Origin of the sequence: Salinibacterium sp. SWN139, assembly GCF_015864625.1 — a bacterium.
In the GTDB taxonomy this organism is placed as follows: domain Bacteria; phylum Actinomycetota; class Actinomycetes; order Actinomycetales; family Microbacteriaceae; genus Rhodoglobus.
The window spans coordinates 602447-621871 of sequence record NZ_JADYWV010000002.1 but is presented as its reverse complement, the minus strand read 5'-3'; the positions used below and the strand labels follow the sequence as shown (position 1 = coordinate 621871).

Sequence of the window (19425 nt, the reverse complement as noted above, 5' to 3'; positions counted from 1 at the left end):
TTCGCGCCCTCAGCTACGAATGGTTATGGCCCTCGGGTTGCTCAATCGCAGCACGCATCGCGTCGATAGCGTCTGCCTCATGAGGCAGCGGCACGTCGGCAGTGCCTGCGGCAAAGATCCGCACTTGCGCGATTGCCTGATTAATCAAGAGATCATGGCCAGAGATCACGGTGCCGCCGGCGTCGTACCAGCTCGCCGCGATTTCGCTCGGCCACGGATCGTAGGCGACATCAAAAAGCACCGAGGTAGTGCGCACGGCTTCAGCGAAACGGAGATCCATTGCGCCTCCCGGAACCGTCGTGATGATGACAGTCGGCGCGGTCGTCGCGGTCGTCGCGGTCGTCGCTTCGCGCCATTGCCGCAGCGTGACGGTGGCGCCAAGAGACTCACCAAGCTCCTTCAGCGGCTCCGCCTTCGAAGGAGTGCGCGCAAAAATCTCAATACTCTGAGCACCCATTCGAATAGACGCCACGAGAAGTGAGGCTGCAGTGGCCCCCGCACCCAGAATCCACACGGAGTCCAAGTTCGAAAGGCCCGCGTCAAGAAAGCTGCGCAGCGCGCCTTCGACATCCGTGTTGTACCCGCGAAGGTGTCCCTCGCTCACGACGACGGTGTTCGCTCCGCCGACGAGCTCAACAAGGGGGTCTGCCCAATCAAGAAGTGGCACGACGTCACGTTTGAGAGGCATCGTGAGTGAGAGTCCCCGCCAACGACGGTCGAGAGCACCCAGAAATGCGGGAAGCGACTCCCCCGTTAGTTCAACCGCGTCGTACTCCCAGTCAAAACCGAGCGTCTGGTACGCAGCGCGATGGATAGCAGGACTCAATGAATGGGTAATCGGCGAACCGAGAACCGCGAGCTTGAAACGATCGTCCTTTTTGTCCGACATCTCAGAATTCTCTAGCAATAGCTTCCATTTTCGTCGCTCGCTGCGCACCAGTCGCGCAATTGCTGTGCCGCTGCTTCGTGGTCGTCAACGTTGGTAGTGAAGACTGTCTCGCCCGTAGCCAGGTTGATCGGCACGAAGAAGAGCCAGTCACCGTCTGCGGGGTTCATCGCCGCGTCGATTGCCAGCTCGCCTGGCAAGCCGATGGGGCCGACCGGCAAGCCGGGGTTCGCGTACGTGTTGTAGGGATTGCTCGCATCCGCACGTTCGGCATCCGTCGTCCACACCGTATGCAAGTTGCCGGTGCCATACGCGACGGTGGCATCGGATTGCAAGAGCATGTCTTGGTCGAGCCGGTTGTAAAAGACGCGTGCGATCTTGTAGAAGTCGTCCGTGTTTGGTCCGGCTTCGCGTTGTACCAGCGCAGCCATCGTCAGAATCCGGTAGCGGTCCTCCACAGCAACGCCCGCGGCATCCAACTTCTCGTACATCGTGTTGACCATCAGGTCGAGTACGGCGTACGGATCCTGGCTGCCATCGAGTTCATACGTCGCGGGGAATAGGTATCCCTCGAGACTCACGGCTTCCGCAGGAAGCCCGAAGTGCTCAAGGTCTTCGGATGCCGCGTGCAAATCTGCCAGGGCAATACCGGTCGTTTCAGAAATAATCTCAAGCGCATTCGGCAGCGTCGTGCCCTCGGTAATGAGAAGCCTGTCAGTCACGATATTTTCGGGATCAAGGAGCGCATCGAGAGCAGATTGCGCGCTCATCTCCTTTTGCAGCGAGTAGTTTCCGGGAAAGAAGGCCGGATCGGTTTCTTGGGCCAAGAGCAGATCATAGAACGCGTCAAAACTCATGGTGACGCCGGCGACATTCAGGCTGCGCGCGATGTCGGAGCCAATATCACCCGAGTTGACGGTGATGACAACTTCTTCGCCGTTGCCGGAGCCTTCGAAGTCGTTGGGAATCTCCCAGCCTAGAACTTCGCGGATCTTGTCCTCGTAGTTGACCCAGGCGTATGCCGCGACGCCAGCGCCGAGGAGCGCAATAATCAACAGCGGCAATCCGATGATGAGTCCCCAGCGGCGTTTCTTACGAGGGGGCTCTCCGCTGCTGTTGGGCGTGCCAGCGGCTGCGGCCGCACTCGCGTTGCTCTCCGGCTGCGTCGTGCCGGCGGTCAGTTCTTCGAAAGTTGCGAAAGCATCTGCTTCTCGAGCGGCCTGAGTCACCGCGGGAAGATGCGAGCCGTCGCCCCGTTTGGCAGCCGCAGAATCTTGCGCCGCCCGTGCTTCGCGCCGGGTCATGGGCTGACCGCTTCGCTGGGGCGTGCTTCCGACGTGAGGGGAGCGTGCAGGATCGACCGGAACAGCACCGTCAGCAGGTGTCGCCGAGTCTGCGGAGAGATCAGTGCCGTGAGCGGCCGCTTCGCGGGCTGACTTGGGCGCACTCTCGGCGGGTTGCTCGCCGAAAATGTCTTCCCAGTTCGGTTCGTCAGCCATAATTTAGGATCCTTGCGTCGGGTCCACGAGCTCTCCGGGCGGACGAGCCGCGGAGCGCTCGAAGTCGAGGGCATGTTGCAAAATTATAACGGCGGCAACCTGATCGACCACCGACCGTGAATTCTTCGTAGTGCGGCCGGATGCACGCAAAGCAGACTGCGCCGACATTGTCGTCATGCGTTCATCGACCAGTCGCACGGGCAGCGGTGACTTATCGGCGAGCTGCTGAGCAAACTGTCGCGCATCCCCCGTCGACGCGGTATCCCGACCAGAGAGCGCAATCGGCAGCCCGACAACGAACTCGACGGCGTCATACTCCTCTGCAAGCGCGAGAATGCGCTTCACACTTTTCTGGGCGCGCTGAACAGTCTCGACCGGTGTTGCTAGCATCCCGTGCGGGTCGCTACGAGCGACACCCACGCGCACCTTGCCGACATCGACGCCGATTCGGGTTCCCGAACGCATCCGTTACGCCAACAGTCTCGACAGAATCAGAGCGAGCGCGTCGGGAATGGCAGCGGGGTTCGCACCGCCACCTTGAGCGATGTCTGGCTTTCCACCACCGCCACCGCCGAGCACGCTGGCTGCAGCCTTGGCGAGATCGCCCGCCTTGAATCCGTGGGCCCGAGAGGCGTCATTGGTTGCGACGATCACGGCCGGCTTCTCGCCGATGGTCGCCGCAAGAGCGACCACCACGGCTTCGGCGCCCAACCGTTCACGCACCGACTGAACGAGACCGCGGAGGTCATCGGTAGAAGCCAACTCCCCAACGTTCTCGACGACCGCCGTGACGGATCCCACAACTTGAGCCGTCTCGACTAGAGCAGGAACGCGCTGTGAAAGCTGACCGGCCTCGAGCTGCGCAATCTTGCGCTCAGCAGCCTTCAGGTTTGCCAGCAACTCAGAGATGCGGTCAGGAAGCTGTTCGCGTGGCGTTTTCAGATTGGTGGTCAGCTCCGACACGATTGACCGCTCGGTCGCAAAGTTACGGAAAGCGTTGAGACCAACGAGGGATTCGATTCGACGGTTAGCCGAACCAACAGACGACTCCCCCACAAGCGAGATCAAACCGATTTCGGATGAGCGTGCCACGTGGGTTCCTGCACAGAGCTCGAGCGACCATGGGCCGCCAATCTCCACAACCCGCACGGTGTCGCCGTACTTCTCACCGAAAAGCGCCATCGCACCGAGATCCTTGGCATCGTCGAGTGCCATGATGCGCGTAGACACCTCGAGATTGTCGCGCACAGCAGTGTTCGCGACCTCTTCGATCTCGGTCTTTGTCTCAGCAGAGAGCGCTTGCGACCACGAGAAGTCGAGGCGCATGTAGCCGGCCTTGTTGTAGGAACCAGATTGATGAGCATCGCTGCCCAAAATTTGGCGGAGAGCCGCGTGGATGACGTGGGTCGCCGAGTGAGCCTGAGTCGCCCCCCGACGCCACTCAGCGTCAACAAGCGCAGAAGCAGGATCTCCGACTCCCACCTCGCCGGCCGTGACGGTGACCTTGTGACTGATGAGGCCTTTAACCGGGCGCTGCACGTCAAGAACTTCGAGGTGGAAATTTGCGCCGACGATGGCACCGGCATCCGCTTCTTGGCCACCGGACTCCGCATAGAGCGAGGTCTCCGCGAGAATCACTTCGGCGGTTTGCCCGGTCTTGGCGCGATTCACCGAGACGCCGTCGACAATGATACCGATCACGCTCGACTCGGTTTCGAGGGTGTCGTAGCCGGTGAACGTCGTTTCGCCGAGAGCCCGGAACGCACCGTAAACAGAAAGATCTGCCAAGAACTGCTTCTTTGACCCGGCATCAGCCTTCGCACGGTCGCGCTGCTGCTTCATCAGAGTGTCGAAGGCGTCGCGGTTAACGCTCAGTCCAGCTTCGGCCGCCATCTCAAGGGTCAGGTCGATCGGGAAGCCGAAGGTGTCGTGCAACAAGAATGCGGTGTCGCTTGGCAGCTCAGTCGCGCCGGACTTCTTCGTGTTCTCCACTGCAGTGTCGAGAATTGTGGTGCCGCTCGCGAGGGTGCGCATGAAGACGTCTTCTTCAGCGAGAACGATTCGCGAGATGCGGTCGTAATCTTTTTCGACCTCGGGGTAGGCAGCTTTCATAGCATCGCGGGATGCCGGAAACAGCTCGGCAAAGGTGGTGCCCTCTACGCCCAAGAGTCGCATAGCGCGCACGGTACGACGGAGCAGGCGGCGCAGCACATAGCCGCGGCCTTCGTTGCCGGGTGTCACACCATCCGAGATGAGCATGAGGCTCGAACGCACGTGGTCAGCGACTACACGCAGTCGAACGTCAGCCTCATGGTCGGCACCATAAGTGCGACCGGCTAGCTCCGCTGCCTTATCGAGCACAGGACGAACCTGGTCGATTTCATACATGTTTTCGACGCCCTGCTTAAGGAACGCAACGCGCTCGAGCCCCATGCCGGTGTCGATGTTCTGCTTCGGAAGCTCTCCGAGGATCGAGAACTCTTTGCCCTTACCCTCGCCACGCAAGTACTGCATGAAGACGAGGTTCCAGATTTCGACATAACGGTCGTCATCAGTGGCGGGGCCACCATCTGCACCGTAAGCCGGGCCACGGTCGAAGAAGATCTCCGAACAGGGGCCTGCTGGCCCTGGCTGCCCGGTCGACCAGTAGTTGCTGTCCATACCGAGTCGCTGGATGCGCTCGTCGGGCAGTCCGGCGGTCTCTTTCCAGAACGCAACAGCGTCGTCATCGTCTTCGTACACGGTGACCCACAGGTCGTCGGGACGAAAGCCGAGCCCGCCCTTATCCTCTGGCAGTGTCAGGAATTCCCACGCAAATTGAATGGCTTCCTTTTTAAAGTAGTCGCCAAACGAGAAGTTTCCGTTCATCTGAAAGAACGTGCCGTGACGGGGAGTCTTGCCGACCTCTTCGATGTCGAGGGTACGGATGCACTTCTGCACGCTTGTGGCACGGTCATACGGAGCCGGAACCAGACCGGTCAGATACGGAACGAAAGGAACCATGCCGGCGACGGTGAAGAGCAGCGTCGGATCGTCACTGACAAGCGAGGCGGAAGGAACGATCGTGTGGCCACGCTCACCAAAATAGGTCAGCCAACGTTTCTGGATTTCTGCGGTTTGCATGGGGATCCCCGGGAACTCAATGATGCGGCCCAAGGGCCCTGATGATGTTACTTAGAACGCTGAGAGAAGTCAGCTACTGCTTCTTCGACATCTGCTACAGCGTCGCGAAGCTCTGCTTCACGTTCGCGATAGCCATCGACAACAGCGCTAGTGAACTCACGAGCTTTGCTATCAACGTCGGAGAAGAACTGCTTTCCCTCTGGCGTTTTTGCGACTTGGTGTGCTGCCACGAACCCAACGGCAATTCCAACGACGAAAAGGACTGCGCCTTTCATGATTTCTCCTTCAGATTGGGGGTAACACGAACCGTATTAGCTTAGGCGGTTTCGATGCCTCAGCGACGGCGCTTAGGGCGAAGGCTCAGCACCGCGGCCCGAACTCCGGCGCTGAAACCTGCGATTTTAATCAACGGGCCGCCAACGGTGGCTGCGCCAAGGGCGACGAGGGCAGAAATGTTGCCCGTCGTTTCTTCCACATTGCGAGTGATGGCGTCCACGCGCGCGATTTGACGGTTGGTTTCCGAAATCGTTGTTGTGGCCTCCGTCAGCATGGGATCGAGATTATCGCTCACCCCACGGATAGCGGTGCTCGTTTCGTCAAAGACCTTCCCCAGCTTGAGAAGAGGAACAGCGAGCAATGCCACCAGCACTGCGAACACTCCGGCCGCAATGAGCCCTGCGATATCTCCACCAGTCATGGTTACTCCCGTCAATCTGAAGAAAAGGTACAAGTACACGGTATTCGACAATTGTGCCGAACTCCGCTGCAAACCAAGAAAGGGCCGGAGCAAAAGCTCCGGCCCTTTCTTTCAATAGTTAGCGTGCTGCGTAGTACTCAACAACGAGCTGAACTTCACAGGTCACCGGAACCTCGGCGCGCTTGGGGCGACGTACGAGACGTGCCTGCAGCTTGTCGATTTCAACTTCGAGGTAACCAGGAGTCTTCGGAAGAACATCCACGTGTCCGCCAGCTGCAGCGACCTGGAAGATTTCCATGCCTTCGCTGCGAGCCTTGACGTGCATGAGCTGTCCCGGCTTGACGCGGAACGAGGGACGGTCGACGAGCTGGCCGTCAACCAAGATGTGGCGGTGAACGATCATCTGACGAGCCTGTGCGGTCGTGCGAGCGATAGCCGAACGAACGAGCAGAGCGTCGAGACGCATTTCGAGCTGCTCAACCAGGTTCTCACCGGTCAGGCCAGCGGTCTTGCGAGCTTCCTCGAACTGAATCTTCAGCTGAGCTTCACGGATGCCGTACTGGGCACGCAGACGCTGCTTCTCGCGAAGGCGAACAGCATAGTCACTGTCCTGCTTGCGCTTGGTGCGGCCGTGCTCACCGGGAGCATAGGGGCGCTTTTCGAGGTACTTGGCAGCCTTCGGCGTGAGGGCAATGCCCAACGCGCGCGACAGGCGAGTCTTGCTACGGGTACGTGACTTAGTAGACACAGGATCCTTTTCGATTGATTCAAGTAAGAACAATCTGGCGATCACTCGCACGCGAACGCGCGTACACAACACACCAGACGAAGTAGAGGGATGACCCTAGGGAACCTGGTCGGCTACAGACCGGTGTTCCGCGATATTCGATTTCATTGCAGCCGCGCGCCGAAACCGTATCGTTGGGACGTGTAACTCTATCACGTCAGTCCCCCGTGAACCACGACTCGCCACACCGAGCCAAAGAGCGAGTTGAGGCAGTTATTCGCCCCGAATAATCTCTCGCAGTTTCGCGAGCCGGGCAGACACTTCGCGCTCGTTGCCGTTGTTCGTCGGAGTGTAATACTCGGTACCTTTCAGCACATCGGGAAGGTACTCCTGCTTCACCACTCCGAACTCTGAGTCGTGAGAATAGCGATAGCCCTTTCCGTGACCTAACCGCTTGGCACCGGGGTAGTGGGCATCGCGCAGCGGCTTAGGCACCCGGCCAATCTTGCCAGCACGCACATCGGCGATCGCTGCATCCAAAGCGGTATAGGCAGCATTCGATTTGGGAGCCGTTGCGAGATAGACAACAGCTTCTGCCAGCGGGATGCGCCCTTCGGGCATTCCGATGAGCTGCACCGCATCCGCGGCCGCTACGGCAATCACAAGCGCTTGAGGGTCGGCAACGCCCACATCTTCTGCGGCGCTAATAATCACGCGCCGCGCAATGAAACGGGGATCCTCTCCCGCTTCGATCATGCGTGCCAAGTAATGGAGTGCGGCATCGACATCGGAACCACGCACAGACTTAATGAAGGCGCTGATCACGTCGTAGTGTTCATCACCGTTTCTGTCGTAGCGCAATAGGGCGCGGTCAACAGCATTCGCGACATGTTCCGCCGTCACTACCGCTGGCGTTGCTGCGTCTTCGTCATTCGATGCAGAAACAGCGGAGGCTTCGAGCGCAGTCAGCACCCGGCGCGCATCTCCGGATGACAAGCGGATAAGGAGCGCGCGCGCCTCAGGCTCGAGCACCACCGCGTCCCGAAGTCCTCGGGGGTCTGAGACCGCACGATCGACCAAGTCCCCCAGATCGTTGTCATCGAGTTGGTTGAGCGTCAACAACAGGGACCGCGACAGCAGCGGTGAAATTACGGAGAACGATGGGTTCTCAGTCGTCGCCGCGATCAGAATGACCCAGCCGTTTTCTACCCCAGGAAGCAACGCATCCTGTTGCGCCTTAGTGAAACGGTGAATCTCATCAAGGAAGAGAACAGTAGACACACCATAAAGATCGCGCGCCGTGAGCGCCTCCTCCATGGTTTGACGTACATCTTTCACGCCGGCGGTGACCGCAGAAAGCTCAACGAACTTGCGTTGAGAACCGCGCGCAATCGCCTTAGCGATGGTGGTCTTTCCCGTGCCGGGAGGCCCCCACAAAATGATGGATGCCGAACCATGACTGCCTTCAGCGTCGTTCGCGAGGCTCATCAGCGGCGATCCACGCTGCAACAAATGCTTCTGACCGACGATCTCATCGAGAGTCAGCGGCCGCATGCGCACTGCGAGAGGCGTTGCTCCGCTGTGCAGAGTTGCGGAAGCATCCATACCTCAATGGTAATCGCCAGCACTGACCGTCTGCACAGCACAGCTTCATTACGTTCCGGCGTCGTGGCGTTTGGCTGAGATTCCCGCGAGACCGTAAGGTTCATTGTGGCGTTCCTACGACAGCGGCGACGTCCGCGATTCTTCAAGGAGTAATGGTGGCATCCAGCAAGAAGCATTCACGCGAGCAACGAGAGGCTCGAGAACGGCTGCGCCTCTACACTGCGCGTGGGTCCGTTCACGAACAAACCGTAGCCCGTCGCAAGCGCGACAACGTTCTCGCTGTGGGTGTCGGGCTCGTCATCATCGCGCTCGTAGCCACCGCTCAGGTCTTCTACTTCTCCGCCGGCCCGGGTACTCCCGAGCCAGCACCGTCGTTTACCGAAGAGCCTGAAGCCACTGAATCCGGCAACGTCGGGGATGTTCCGGATCCTGCTCTCGCCGAAGCCCGCATGTGGACCGGCGAACTCATTCTCAACGATGTCGCACTCGGCATCGAACTCGATGGTGCAGCAGCACCGCAAGCCGTGGCATCCCTCGTAGACTCCGCGGCGTCCGATTATTACATCGGCACCACGTGTCACCGGATGGTCGTCACCGACAATGCAGGCTTGATTCAGTGTGGCTCGCTCGATGGCACGGGTGCCAGTGACCCCGACTACGCCTACGGCCCCGTTGAGAACTCTGGCGTTGGCGGTTTCTACCCCGCTGGCACAATCGCCATGGCACGAACTGGCGACAACGCGTTCTCGAATGGTCGCCAGTTCTTCATCGTCTTCGACGACGCGATCATTCCTGATGACACTGCTGGCGGCTACAGCATCGTGGGTCAGGTCACCTCTGGACTCGACGCTCTCCAATCAGAGATCGTCGCTGGCGGCATCGTTGACGATGCCCAAGACGGGGCTCCGGTGACTGCCACGAGCATCACGGGCTTCACGATCCAATAACAGCGTCAGCGACCGTGAGCACGGTTGTCCTAAGCTTGGGTAACCCGGCAGCAACTTCCGGCATAAGCAGCAAGGTGAAGTAATTGGCTACAGAGAACCAGAACGAGTGGGGCCGCGTCGACGAGACCGGCACCGTATTCGTCCGCGAGGCGGACGGCGAACGTGCCGTCGGCCAGTACCCTGACGGAACTCCCGAAGAGGCATTGGCCTACTTCACCCGCAAGTATCACGAACTTGCTGGACAAGTGACGTTACTTGAACAGCGGGTCAAGAACGGCGCTCCCGCCTCTGACGTTGCGAAAGCTGTTACAGCCCTCAACGAGTCGATTGCCACAGCGAACGCCGTCGGCGACCTCGCAGCGCTGCTGACGCGAGTGCAGGCGCTTGGCGGTTCTGTATCAAAGCTCACCGAACAGCAGAGCGAAGAAGCAAAAGCTGCCCTCACGGAGGCAATTGCTGCCCGTAGCGCACTCGTTGTTGAAGCAGAGACACTCGCTGCTGGCGATCCGGCCAAAGCGCAGTGGAAGCAAGTCACCGCGCAAATGGACGACATTTTTGCGCGCTGGAAGGCTCACCAAGCCGACGGCCCTCGCCTGCCCAAGAACGAAGCTAATGAGCTGTGGAAACGATTCCGTGCGGCACGCAGCACGATCGATACCCACCGCCGCGCGTTTTTCGCAGAACTAGATTCCGCCCACAAAAAGGCTCGCGCCGACAAGCAAGCTCTCGTCGATGAAGCAGAATCTCTCGCGGCGCAGGGCGTCGAGGGCATCCATACATATCGTCGACTCCTCGATAGCTGGAAGGCTGCCGGCCGCGCAGGCAAGAAGTTTGACGACGCCCTCTGGGCCAAATTCAAGCAGGCTGGCGACGTGCTCTACGCTGCCAAGTCAGAGGTTGAAGCACAAGACAACGTCGAGTTCACCGCAAATTGGGAACTGAAGAAAGCGCTGCTCGAGGAAGCTGAGCCGCTGCTGAAAGCCACAGATCGCGTGCACGCGAAGAAGACTCTGCTCTCGATCCAAAAGCGCTGGGATGAGATTGGCAAAGTTCCCCGCGACAAGATCAAGACTGCCGAAGAGCGTCTCCGCAAGGTTGAGGCTGCCGTTCGCAAGCTCGACGAGGATCACTGGCACAAGAACAACCCCGAACGTCAAGAACGGTCAGAGGGCTTCTTGGGTCAACTCAACGAAGCTATTGCCAAGCTTGAGGCCGAACTCGCCGACGCCCAGGCGACCGGCAATGCGAAGAAGATTGCTGCAGCACAAGACGCACTCGATGCTCGCAAGGCATGGTTGGGCGCCCTCAAGTAGCTTGTTCTCCACAGGCGATTAGTTCTCCACCGAATCGCAGGTCTGGCTCTCGTGCGGTTGCTTCCGACCGCACGATAGAGACATGACACCACGACTCCCCCCAGTGTTGAGCTCGATCGATTTGCCGCTAGCGGAACTGCAATGTGCCGCGCTCGACGGTGAGCTGTTCGCTCTCGACCAGTGCTTCTGCCCCATTGATGAGTTCGACACGATTCATCTGCGGGCGCGAGCGCTCGGGGTGGTCCTCGACGCCCGAATCATTGCGGAACAGATGACCGCTGCGTGGGTATGGGGTGCTGCCCTAAATCCCCCACCTCGCCATCAGTTGTGCGTCGCTATCGGCGCACGCACTCGCCCGCACCCTAGTTTGAACGCAGTGCTCAGAGAAGTCGTGATCACCGACGACGACATCGATACGGTGTCTGGCGTCAGCGTCACTTCACGGCTGCGTACTGTGCTCGATCTTGTCCGCTTTAGCGAACCGTTCGGGCCACGACAAGAGGCAGCGGTCAGAGTGCTAATGACGGAGGGCAAACTCAACTTCGAGCACTGCGTCGATTCCCTCACTGCGCGCCGAAACTTGCCGCAGAAGCGCATCGCTCTTGCGCGATTGGCGGCACTCGAGTCCCCCGCACCGCTGGCCTCAGCGAGTTAGCCGCTATTGACCCTGTAGACGTCGTAGACGGCATCTACGCGCCGTACGGCATTGAGCACGCGGTCCAAGTGAGTGGTGTCGCCCATCTCGAATACGAATTTGCTGATCGCGAGTCGGGCCGTTGACGTATTCACGGTCGCGGAGAGGATGTTCACATGGGTCTCGCTGAGCACTTTGGTGATGTCGGAGAGCAGTCCGGCCCGGTCGAGAGCCTCAACTTGGATTTGGACGAGGAACAAACTCTTTGACGTCGGGGCCCACTCGACCTCGATCATGCGCTCTGGCTCGTCGAGAAGCGACTGCACGTTCTTGCAGTCCGCTCGGTGAACTGAAACGCCGGCTCCACGAGTGACGAAACCGACAACCTCATCGCCAGGAACGGGAGTGCAACAGCGCGCCAACTTCACCAGAATGTCCGGGGCACCGCGCACCAGAATTCCGGAATCTGAATGCTTGTACGGTCGCAACTTGCCGGCTGCGGGGAAGGTTAGTTCGCCATCGTCTTCTTCAGTTCCGGAACTGAGAGAACCGACTAGCTTCTCGATAACCGATTGGGTCGAGATATGCCCCTCGCCAACCGCTGCGTACAGCGCGGAGACGTCTTCGTAGCGCATGTTCGCAGCCAGTTCCGCGAAGGACTCCTGGCTCATGAGCTTCTGAAGCGGCATATTCTGCTTGCGCATCGCTCGAGCGATGGCATCTTTGCCTTGCTCGATAGCCTCGTCTCGGCGTTCCTTCGTGAACCAGGCGCGGATTTTATTGCGCGCACGCGTGCTCTTCACGAAGCCAAGCCAGTCCTGGCTTGGTGCCGCATCCGGACTCTTCGATGTGAAGACTTCGACGGAGTCCCCGCTGTTGAGTTCCGTCTCCAGAGGAACCAGACGGCCGTTGACCTTGGCGCCCATGGTGCGGTGGCCAATTTCCGTGTGCACTGCGTAGGCAAAGTCGACAGGGGTAGCGCCTGCGGGTAGGCCAATCACCTTGCCCTGAGGCGTGAAGACGTACACCTCTTTGGCGCCAATTTCGAAGCGAAGCGACTCAAGGAACTCACTGGGGTCAGAGGTTTCTGCCTGCCAGTCAGTGATGTGCGCGAGCCACGCCATGTCATTGTCTGCAGGACCCGACTCGATCGCCTTACCCGCAGCGCGGTCCTTGTACTTCCAGTGCGCAGCGACGCCAAATTCAGCTCGATGGTGCATCTCGTTCGTACGAATTTGGATCTCGACGGCACGGCCATCTGGACCGATGACTGTGGTGTGAAGTGACTGATACAGGTTGAACTTGGGAGTTGCGATGTAGTCCTTGAAACGACCCGGAATCGGATTCCAGCGCGCGTGGATCGATCCGAGCACTGCATAGCAATCGCGTACCGAATTCACGAGCACTCGGATACCGACGAGATCGTAAATCTCGTCAAACTCGCGACCACGCAAAATCATCTTTTGGTAAATCGAGTAATACTGTTTGGGCCTGCCGGCGACGGTTCCCTTGATCCGTGAAGTTCTGAGGTCGTCTTTTACCGACGCGATAACCTGCTTGACGAATTGGTCACGTTGCGGGGTTCGCTTGGAGACCAAGCTTTCAATCTCGACATAGATCTTGGGATGCAATACCGCGAAGGAAAGATCCTCAAGCTCAGTTTTCATCGCCTGAATACCAAGCCGGTGCGCGAGTGGCGCGTAAATCTCAAGGGTCTCTTGCGCCTTGCGCGAGGCAGACTCCCGGGGAACAAAGCCCCACGTACGCGCATTGTGGAGACGGTCGGCAAGCTTAATTACGAGTACGCGAATGTCTTTCGACATCGCGACGATCATCTTGCGAACAGTTTCCGCCTGAGCGCTATCACCGTATTTGACCTTGTCGAGCTTGGTGACTCCATCAACGAGCATGGCGATCTCATCGCCGAACTCGAGGCGAAGCTCGTCGAGAGAATACTCGGTGTCTTCTACCGTGTCATGCAGGAGCGCAGCAGCAATCGTCTTCTCACCAATACCCAGCTCCGCAAGAATCTGCGCAACGGCGATGGGGTGGGTAATGTACGGCTCACCGCTCTTACGCTTCTGGCCGTCATGCGCCCTAAATGCTGCAGCATATGCTCGCTCGATCAGAGCAAGGTTTGCCTTGGGGTGACTCGCCTTGACGGTGCGCAGAAGCTTCTCGACCGAACCCGCCGGTTGAGCTCGCGAGAATAGACGCGGAAGGAGCGCGCGAAAAGAAGCTGATGACTGCTGCGAATCGCTCATTCCGCTACCTCCTAAATCGATTCTAGGACGCGTTTGATGGCACGAAGTTCACGACCGCAACGAGCGGGCGTTTTTGCTTGCGCACGAACAACCGTTCGTTCGCACACAGTGGCTACTTGCCGCCCTTGTCTGCAGCACGGGCAGCGGTTAGCCGCTTGGTGCGGCTAAGGATCGCTGGCTCGTTCTGGCGGAACTGGGCATAGAGCGGAGCCGCGATAAAGATCGTGGAATAGGTGCCGACAATAATTCCAATGAACAGCGCGAGAGCGATGTCACGAAGCGTTCCTGCTCCCAGCACATACGCACCGATGAACAAGATGGCGGCGACAGGCAGCGCAGCAACGACACCCGTGTTAATGGAACGCACGAGAGTCTGGTTTACCGCGAGGTTCACCGATTCTGCGAAGGTGCGGCGAGACTCGGAGCCGTCTTCTGACGTGTTCTCTCGGATCTTGTCGAACACCACAACCGTGTCATACAGCGAGAAGCCCAGGATCGTAAGGAATCCGATCACCGCCGACGGCGTGATCTCGAAACCGAACACGCCATACACACCAGCAGTGATCACGATGTCGTGAAGCAAAGCGATCATTGCAGCGATCGACATCTTCCAGGTTCGGAAATAGATCGCCATCATGACAGCTGCGAGAGCGATAAAGACGATGAGTGCACGAAGGGCTGAACTCGTGATGTCAGCACCCCACGAGGGGCCGACAAAGGACGCAGCTACAAGGTCGTTATCAACGCCGAAGGCATCAGCAAGCGCATCGCGCACGGCGTTCGACTCGTCGGTCTCGAGCTGCTCCGTCTGAATACGAAGCGAGCCAGTGCCGATAACTGTGACCTTGGGGTCAGCATCCGCTACAACATCAATAACAGTGTCGGTTGCCAGCGTCTGCGCTTCCGCGTTGGCGTCCGGATCCGAAAGCTGCTCAACGGAGTCAATCTGAAACTGCGATCCACCGGTGAACTCGATACCGAAGACATAACCGCCGCGCAGCGCTGGCACGACGATAGAAATTGCAAGCAATACCGCTGCGAGCGTGTACCAAACCTTGCGGCGACCGATGAAGTTGATCGATACATCGCCGGTGTAGAGGTCGTTGCCGAATTTAGAGAAGCTAGCCATCAGGAGTCCTTTCCATCTGAGCTGGCATCAGATGAAGTGCCTGTCAGCTCAGCAGCCTTACGTTCGGCAATAGTCTGTCGACGCGCAGCTTCACGGCTGGCGCCCGTCTTGTTCTTCGAGGCGACCGGGGTGCGGAATTGTGCTCGCCCACGATAGATGGCCCCGAGCGCGTTGGGATCGAGCCCGCTCAAGCGGTGACCGCTCGAGAAGAACCGGGTGGTCGCAAGTAATTGCAAGACCGGGTGCGTAAACAGCACTACAACCAGAACGTCGATGACTGTCGTAATTCCCAGGGTGAGCGCGAAACCTCGAACGTTGCCCACGGCAAGAACAAAGAGCACCACAGCGGAAAGCAGGTTGACAGCCTTAGCAGCGAAGATCGTGCGCAATGCGCGCTTCCAGCCTGCCTCGACCGCACCAGTCAACGAACGTCCATCACGGAGTTCGTCTCGAATCCGCTCGAAGTAGACGATGAAGGAGTCCGCAGTGAATCCGATGGCCACGATAAGCCCAGCAACACCAGCGAGCGAGAGGCGGTAGCCGTGACGCCACGACAGGTACGCAATCACCAGGTACGTGAGTACTCCAGCGACGATGAGCGACGCCACCGTGACCAGACCAAGAAGTCGGTATTGGAAGAGCGAGTAGATGACAACGAGAAGGAGACCGATGAGTCCGGCGATCAAACCAGAGTTCAACTGGTTGCTACCCAAGGTTGCCGAAATGTTTTCGCTGCTCTGAACTTCGAAGCCGATAGGTAACGCACCGAACTTGAGCTGGTCAGCAAGGATCTCGGCAGACTCTTGCGTAAAGCTTCCGGAGATCTGTGGGTTACCGCCCGTGATGATTCCCTGCGTGGTCGGAGCCGAAATGACCTGACCATCAAGAACGATTCCGAAACGGTTGCGGGGGTCTGTCTCATCGAAGCCGAAGAGGCGGGTCGTCATCTCGGCGACGTCCGCAGTGCCTTCAGCGTTGAACGTGGGGAATACGCCCCATTGCCCGGTACTGACGCCCTGCGAGCTTGTCACAAGTCCACTGGACGCGTCTGTGATCGTGCTTCCTTCAACCTCTACGGGGCCGAGGATGTACTTGTAGAGCCCGTCAGAGTCACACGTGATGAGCGGCTCGGCAGCGGGCGCAACGCTGAAGTTGTCGAGCGACGCACAATCGAAGTTGGTGAAATCGTCGAACAGCGCCTCAGTAATCCAGTTGAGGTCACTGGCGTCGGTAGGAACTGCAGTCGGCGTAGTCGCGAGCGTGGGCTCGGGAGTAGGAGTTGCCGTTTCGCCGTCAGCGGTAGCGGTGTCTGTGGGATCGGGCGTTTCTGTCGCCGTCGCCGTAGGAGCGACATCCGTGTACAGAACCGGGCGGAACTCGAGCTTTGCGGACGACTGAATGCGCTTGAGCGTCTCTTCATCCGGAATGCCGGGGATCGACACCACAACGTTGCTGGCGCCTTGAGTAGTCACCTCTGCTTCAGCAACACCACTCGCATCAACTCGATCACGAATGATCGATACGGCCTGCGCGAGTTGCTCGCCGGTTACCGTCTGGCCACTCTCGAGTTGAGGAGCGAGAACAATTTGCGTTCCGCCCTCAAGGTCAAGCGCTAGCTTCGGGGCCCATGAGGCCGAGCCAAACATGGAGCCAGCACCGATCAAAACGGTGAGCCCCACCGTGAGTGCTGTGAGCCAGACGATGGCTCGCCACGCGTTTTTCACAGGGGTTGTTCTTGCCACCTATTTGACTCAGCTTTCTTGACAGAGCAGTGCAGGATCGCACGCCGTTGGACAGTCGCCCCCGGGGAGGACGACTCTCAACACTAGTGGGTTACCAGGACTGGTACTTCTATTTGGAGGACTTGTCGTCTTTGGAGTCGGAAAGCTCGCCGAACTCTGGGTCGGTCTCGGACACAGCAGCTTCGCCAGCGGCTTCGCGTTCTTCCGCTTCGCGGTTAGCGATCTCCATTGCTTCCTCGACCGAGCGAGGAGCGCCATCTTCGACGGCGTCTTCAGCGACAACCTTCGCAAGAGTCTGGCTGTGAACCTTAACGATTACACCCTTGCTGATTTCGATCTCAGCTTCGTTCTTGACAGTGTCCATAGTGATGAGAGTTCCGAAGAGACCAAAGTTGGTCATAACCTCGACGCCAGGAACCATCTGCTCACGCAACTCTTCCATCTGAGCTTTGCGCTTGCGACTGTTGCGGAACATAAAGAAGATGAGCACGCCGAGGATGGCGAGCATCGCAATAGAAAGAGGATCCATGAGGTACCTTTCGGTGGTCTGTGGGCCTGGCGCTCAAGCTGATGCGCGTGTTAAGCCAGTAAAACTATAGTTCATCACTGAACAGCGACGAATTCCTGTCAGCCATTCCAAAGTGTTCCCACGCTGCGCGCGTCGCCACTCGGCCCCGCGGCGTGCGAGACAGCAATCCGATCCGAACCAGGAACGGCTCGACTACTGACTCGACTGTCTCGGCTTCTTCACCAACCGAAACCGCAAGGGTACTAAGCCCGACTGGTCCCCCATCGAAGCGACTGAGCACCGTGTGCATGACGGCGCGGTCAAGACGATCGAGGCCACGCTCGTCGACGTCGTACAGTTCGAGTGCCGCGCGTACCGCATCAGTGCTGGCAGGAATTCCGTTGACGAGCGCATAGTCGCGCACCCGCCGGAGCAAGCGATTGGCAATACGAGGAGTGCCCCGACAACGTCCGGCAATCTCCGCAATCGCTTCTTTATCGATATCGAGTTCCAGCATCGTGGCGGCTCGAGCCAACACTCGCTCGAGTTCCCCCTCATCGTAGAACTCGAGGTGGGCTGTAAAACCAAAACGATCGCGCAACGGGTTCGGCAAAAGACCCGACCGCGTCGTGGCACCGACGAGAGTAAAGGGCGCGATATCGAGCGGGATGGATGTCGCTCCCGCCCCCTTACCCACCATGATGTCGATGCGGAAGTCTTCCATCGCGAGGTAGAGCATCTCCTCTGCGGAGCGTGCCATGCGATGAATCTCATCAATAAAGAGCACTTCGCCGGGAAGCAGCGACGACAACACCGCCGCCAGATCACCAGCATGTTGAATTGCAGGGCCGCTCGACATGCGCAGCGGGCGGTCGCTCTCATGGGCGACGATCATCGCCAACGTAGTCTTGCCGAGCCCAGGAGGGCCGGCAAGAAGAATGTGGTCTGCGGTGCGATTCTGCATCGCAGCCGCACGCAAGAGCAATTGAAGTTGTCCGCGCACTTTGGTCTGCCCGACAAACTCGTCAAGAGACTTGGGGCGCAGGGCACCCTCGAAAGCGAGTTCGGCATCCGACTCGACGCCTGAAGTGACGACGTCGTCGTTATTCAGCATTAGAGACCAGCCTTGCCGGTCTGCGAACCAACGAGCAGCAGTGCACGACGAAGAATGGCCTGCACATCACTCTGCTCCGACTCGTCGGCATCCTGAACGGCACCCTCCGCTGCGGGTTGCGCAAGTTTCTCTGCCCAGCCCAAACCTTGGAGCGCCAATGACACCTGTTCGGACACAGAGGTGGAACGCAGCGCGGCAGCAGCGGGTCGGCGTGCGGACACGATGAGCTTGCCTGCCAAGTTCAGCACGATGAGCTTGGCGGTCTTGGGCCCGATACCCGACACTTTGCGGAATGCGGAGTCGTTTTCTTCAGCAACCGCGCGCGCCACATCGTCGGGGGCCAACGCCGCCAGCACGCCCATCGCGCTCTTGGGCCCCACGCCGGTGACACCACGCAACAAGTTGAATACCTCGAGCTCGTCAGTCGTGCGAAAACCATAGAGGGCTAAATCGTCTTCTCGCACGATTAACGCTGTGTTGAGTTGGGCTTCAGCGCCTACACGCACGGACAAGGCGTGTTCGGGAGTTACGCTCACGCTCAGGCCGACTCCCCCGACCTCAACAACCAGCGAAGTTCCGACCGCGGCGAGAACGGTGCCACGAAGGGAAGAAATCATAGGTTCAGCCTACGAGCACCCGCTGACTTCTCTGCTGACCGCCACGCCTCCTGAGCGGGGGTGAGCCCGGTTGAGCGTGACGATGCCGGCGTTGCGTCCCTCGCGCCGCGGCCAGCTGGGACAGGTGCTGCCGCGAAACCAGGGCCGCTCTTCCACGCACCACAGATTGCCAGAGCACACGCGTCTGCGGCATCTGCTGGTTTCGGCGCTTCGGCAAGACCGAGCACTCGCGCGACCATGGCGCCTACTTGCTTTTTCTCCGCACCGCCATATCCCGTGATGGCAAGCTTCACTTCGGTAGGCGTATGCAACGTCACCGGGATGCCGTGACGTGCGGCGACATACATCGCGACGCCACTGGCCTGGGCCGTGCCCATCACTGTGCTCACATTGTTTTGGGCGAAGACTCGCTCAAGGGCGAGCTGCTGCGGAGCGAACTCGGCGATGATGGCGTCAATACCGTCACCGATCTCGCGCAACCGCTCTTCCAATGCCATCGCTGGCGGAGTACGGACTACCCCGACGTACACCAAAGTCGCACGACGATTGGGCGCAACATCGACCACGCCGATGCCGCACCGCGTGAGCCCGGGATCGATCCCGATCACACGCAGCGTCAC

Annotated in this window: 18 protein-coding genes; 3 read left to right on the top strand and 15 right to left on the bottom strand. The window is 59.1% G+C overall.

The window, feature by feature from the left end:
• Positions 1-13: 13 nt before the first annotated feature.
• The 8 genes from I6E74_RS08115 to I6E74_RS08080 form a co-directional block, all read right to left on the bottom strand.
• Entirely contained in the window at positions 14-889 is an 876-nt protein-coding gene (locus tag I6E74_RS08115) for a shikimate dehydrogenase (protein ID WP_231604846.1), read from the bottom strand.
• Between the two features lie 11 nt (positions 890-900).
• Positions 901-2385: an endolytic transglycosylase MltG gene (mltG, locus tag I6E74_RS08110; protein ID WP_197124583.1), complete on the bottom strand. Its 1485-nt coding sequence runs from the start codon at positions 2383-2385 to the stop codon at positions 901-903.
• Positions 2386-2388: 3 nt separating this feature from the next.
• A complete protein-coding gene (ruvX, locus tag I6E74_RS08105; protein ID WP_197124581.1) occupies positions 2389-2850 on the bottom strand; it encodes a Holliday junction resolvase RuvX in 462 nt (153 codons plus the stop codon).
• Between the two features lie 3 nt (positions 2851-2853).
• Entirely contained in the window at positions 2854-5508 is a 2655-nt protein-coding gene (gene alaS, locus I6E74_RS08100; protein WP_197124579.1) for an alanine--tRNA ligase, read from the bottom strand.
• A 47-nt stretch (positions 5509-5555) separates the two neighbouring features.
• On the bottom strand, positions 5556-5783 hold the full coding sequence (locus I6E74_RS08095; protein ID WP_197105707.1) for a hypothetical protein: 228 nt from the start codon (positions 5781-5783) through the stop codon (positions 5556-5558).
• 59 nt (positions 5784-5842) lie between these two features.
• Positions 5843-6205: a DUF948 domain-containing protein gene (locus tag I6E74_RS08090; RefSeq protein ID WP_197105708.1), complete on the bottom strand. Its 363-nt coding sequence runs from the start codon at positions 6203-6205 to the stop codon at positions 5843-5845.
• Between the two features lie 118 nt (positions 6206-6323).
• On the bottom strand, positions 6324-6953 hold the full coding sequence (gene rpsD / locus I6E74_RS08085) for a 30S ribosomal protein S4 (protein WP_010202678.1): 630 nt from the start codon (positions 6951-6953) through the stop codon (positions 6324-6326).
• Between the two features lie 252 nt (positions 6954-7205).
• Positions 7206-8537, bottom strand: coding sequence for a replication-associated recombination protein A (locus I6E74_RS08080; RefSeq protein WP_197124578.1), 1332 nt, complete (start codon positions 8535-8537; stop codon positions 7206-7208).
• Between the two features lie 152 nt (positions 8538-8689).
• On the opposite strand from I6E74_RS08080, the gene I6E74_RS08075 reads away from it, so the two are divergent.
• The 3 genes from I6E74_RS08075 (at position 8690) to I6E74_RS08065 (ending at position 11452) form a co-directional block, all read left to right on the top strand.
• Positions 8690-9484 (top strand): peptidylprolyl isomerase, encoded by a 795-nt coding sequence (locus I6E74_RS08075; protein ID WP_197124577.1) that lies wholly within the window; start codon positions 8690-8692, stop codon positions 9482-9484.
• 83 nt (positions 9485-9567) lie between these two features.
• Positions 9568-10797: a DUF349 domain-containing protein gene (locus I6E74_RS08070; RefSeq protein WP_197124576.1), complete on the top strand. Its 1230-nt coding sequence runs from the start codon at positions 9568-9570 to the stop codon at positions 10795-10797.
• An 82-nt stretch (positions 10798-10879) separates the two neighbouring features.
• Complete coding sequence (locus tag I6E74_RS08065; protein WP_197124575.1) at positions 10880-11452, top strand: hypothetical protein; 573 nt, start codon at positions 10880-10882, stop codon at positions 11450-11452.
• On the opposite strand, the gene I6E74_RS08060 is transcribed toward I6E74_RS08065, so the two are convergent.
• The 7 genes from I6E74_RS08060 to ruvC form a co-directional block, all read right to left on the bottom strand.
• Entirely contained in the window at positions 11449-13695 is a 2247-nt protein-coding gene (locus I6E74_RS08060) for a bifunctional (p)ppGpp synthetase/guanosine-3',5'-bis(diphosphate) 3'-pyrophosphohydrolase (protein ID WP_197124574.1), read from the bottom strand. The genes I6E74_RS08065 and I6E74_RS08060 overlap by 4 nt on opposite strands.
• Positions 13696-13807: 112 nt before the next feature.
• Positions 13808-14824, bottom strand: a complete 1017-nt coding sequence (secF, locus tag I6E74_RS08055; protein ID WP_197124573.1) for a protein translocase subunit SecF — start codon at positions 14822-14824, stop codon at positions 13808-13810.
• The gene (secD, locus tag I6E74_RS08050) at positions 14824-16566 is read right to left on the bottom strand and encodes a protein translocase subunit SecD (protein ID WP_197124572.1); all 1743 of its coding nucleotides are present in this window, start codon (positions 16564-16566) and stop codon (positions 14824-14826) included. The genes secF and secD overlap by 1 nt, the downstream gene beginning before the upstream one ends.
• A gap of 109 nt (positions 16567-16675) precedes the next feature.
• Positions 16676-17095 carry a preprotein translocase subunit YajC gene (gene yajC, locus I6E74_RS08045; protein ID WP_197124571.1) on the bottom strand — a complete coding sequence of 140 codons (420 nt, stop codon included), beginning with the start codon at positions 17093-17095 and terminating at the stop codon, positions 16676-16678.
• A 64-nt stretch (positions 17096-17159) separates the two neighbouring features.
• Entirely contained in the window at positions 17160-18188 is a 1029-nt protein-coding gene (gene ruvB, locus I6E74_RS08040; protein WP_197124569.1) for a Holliday junction branch migration DNA helicase RuvB, read from the bottom strand.
• Positions 18188-18805 carry a Holliday junction branch migration protein RuvA gene (gene ruvA, locus I6E74_RS08035; RefSeq protein WP_197124567.1) on the bottom strand — a complete coding sequence of 206 codons (618 nt, stop codon included), beginning with the start codon at positions 18803-18805 and terminating at the stop codon, positions 18188-18190. The genes ruvB and ruvA overlap by 1 nt, the downstream gene beginning before the upstream one ends.
• A complete protein-coding gene (ruvC, locus tag I6E74_RS08030; protein WP_197125249.1) occupies positions 18802-19419 on the bottom strand; it encodes a crossover junction endodeoxyribonuclease RuvC in 618 nt (205 codons plus the stop codon). The genes ruvA and ruvC overlap by 4 nt, the downstream gene beginning before the upstream one ends.
• Positions 19420-19425 lie beyond the last annotated feature (6 nt).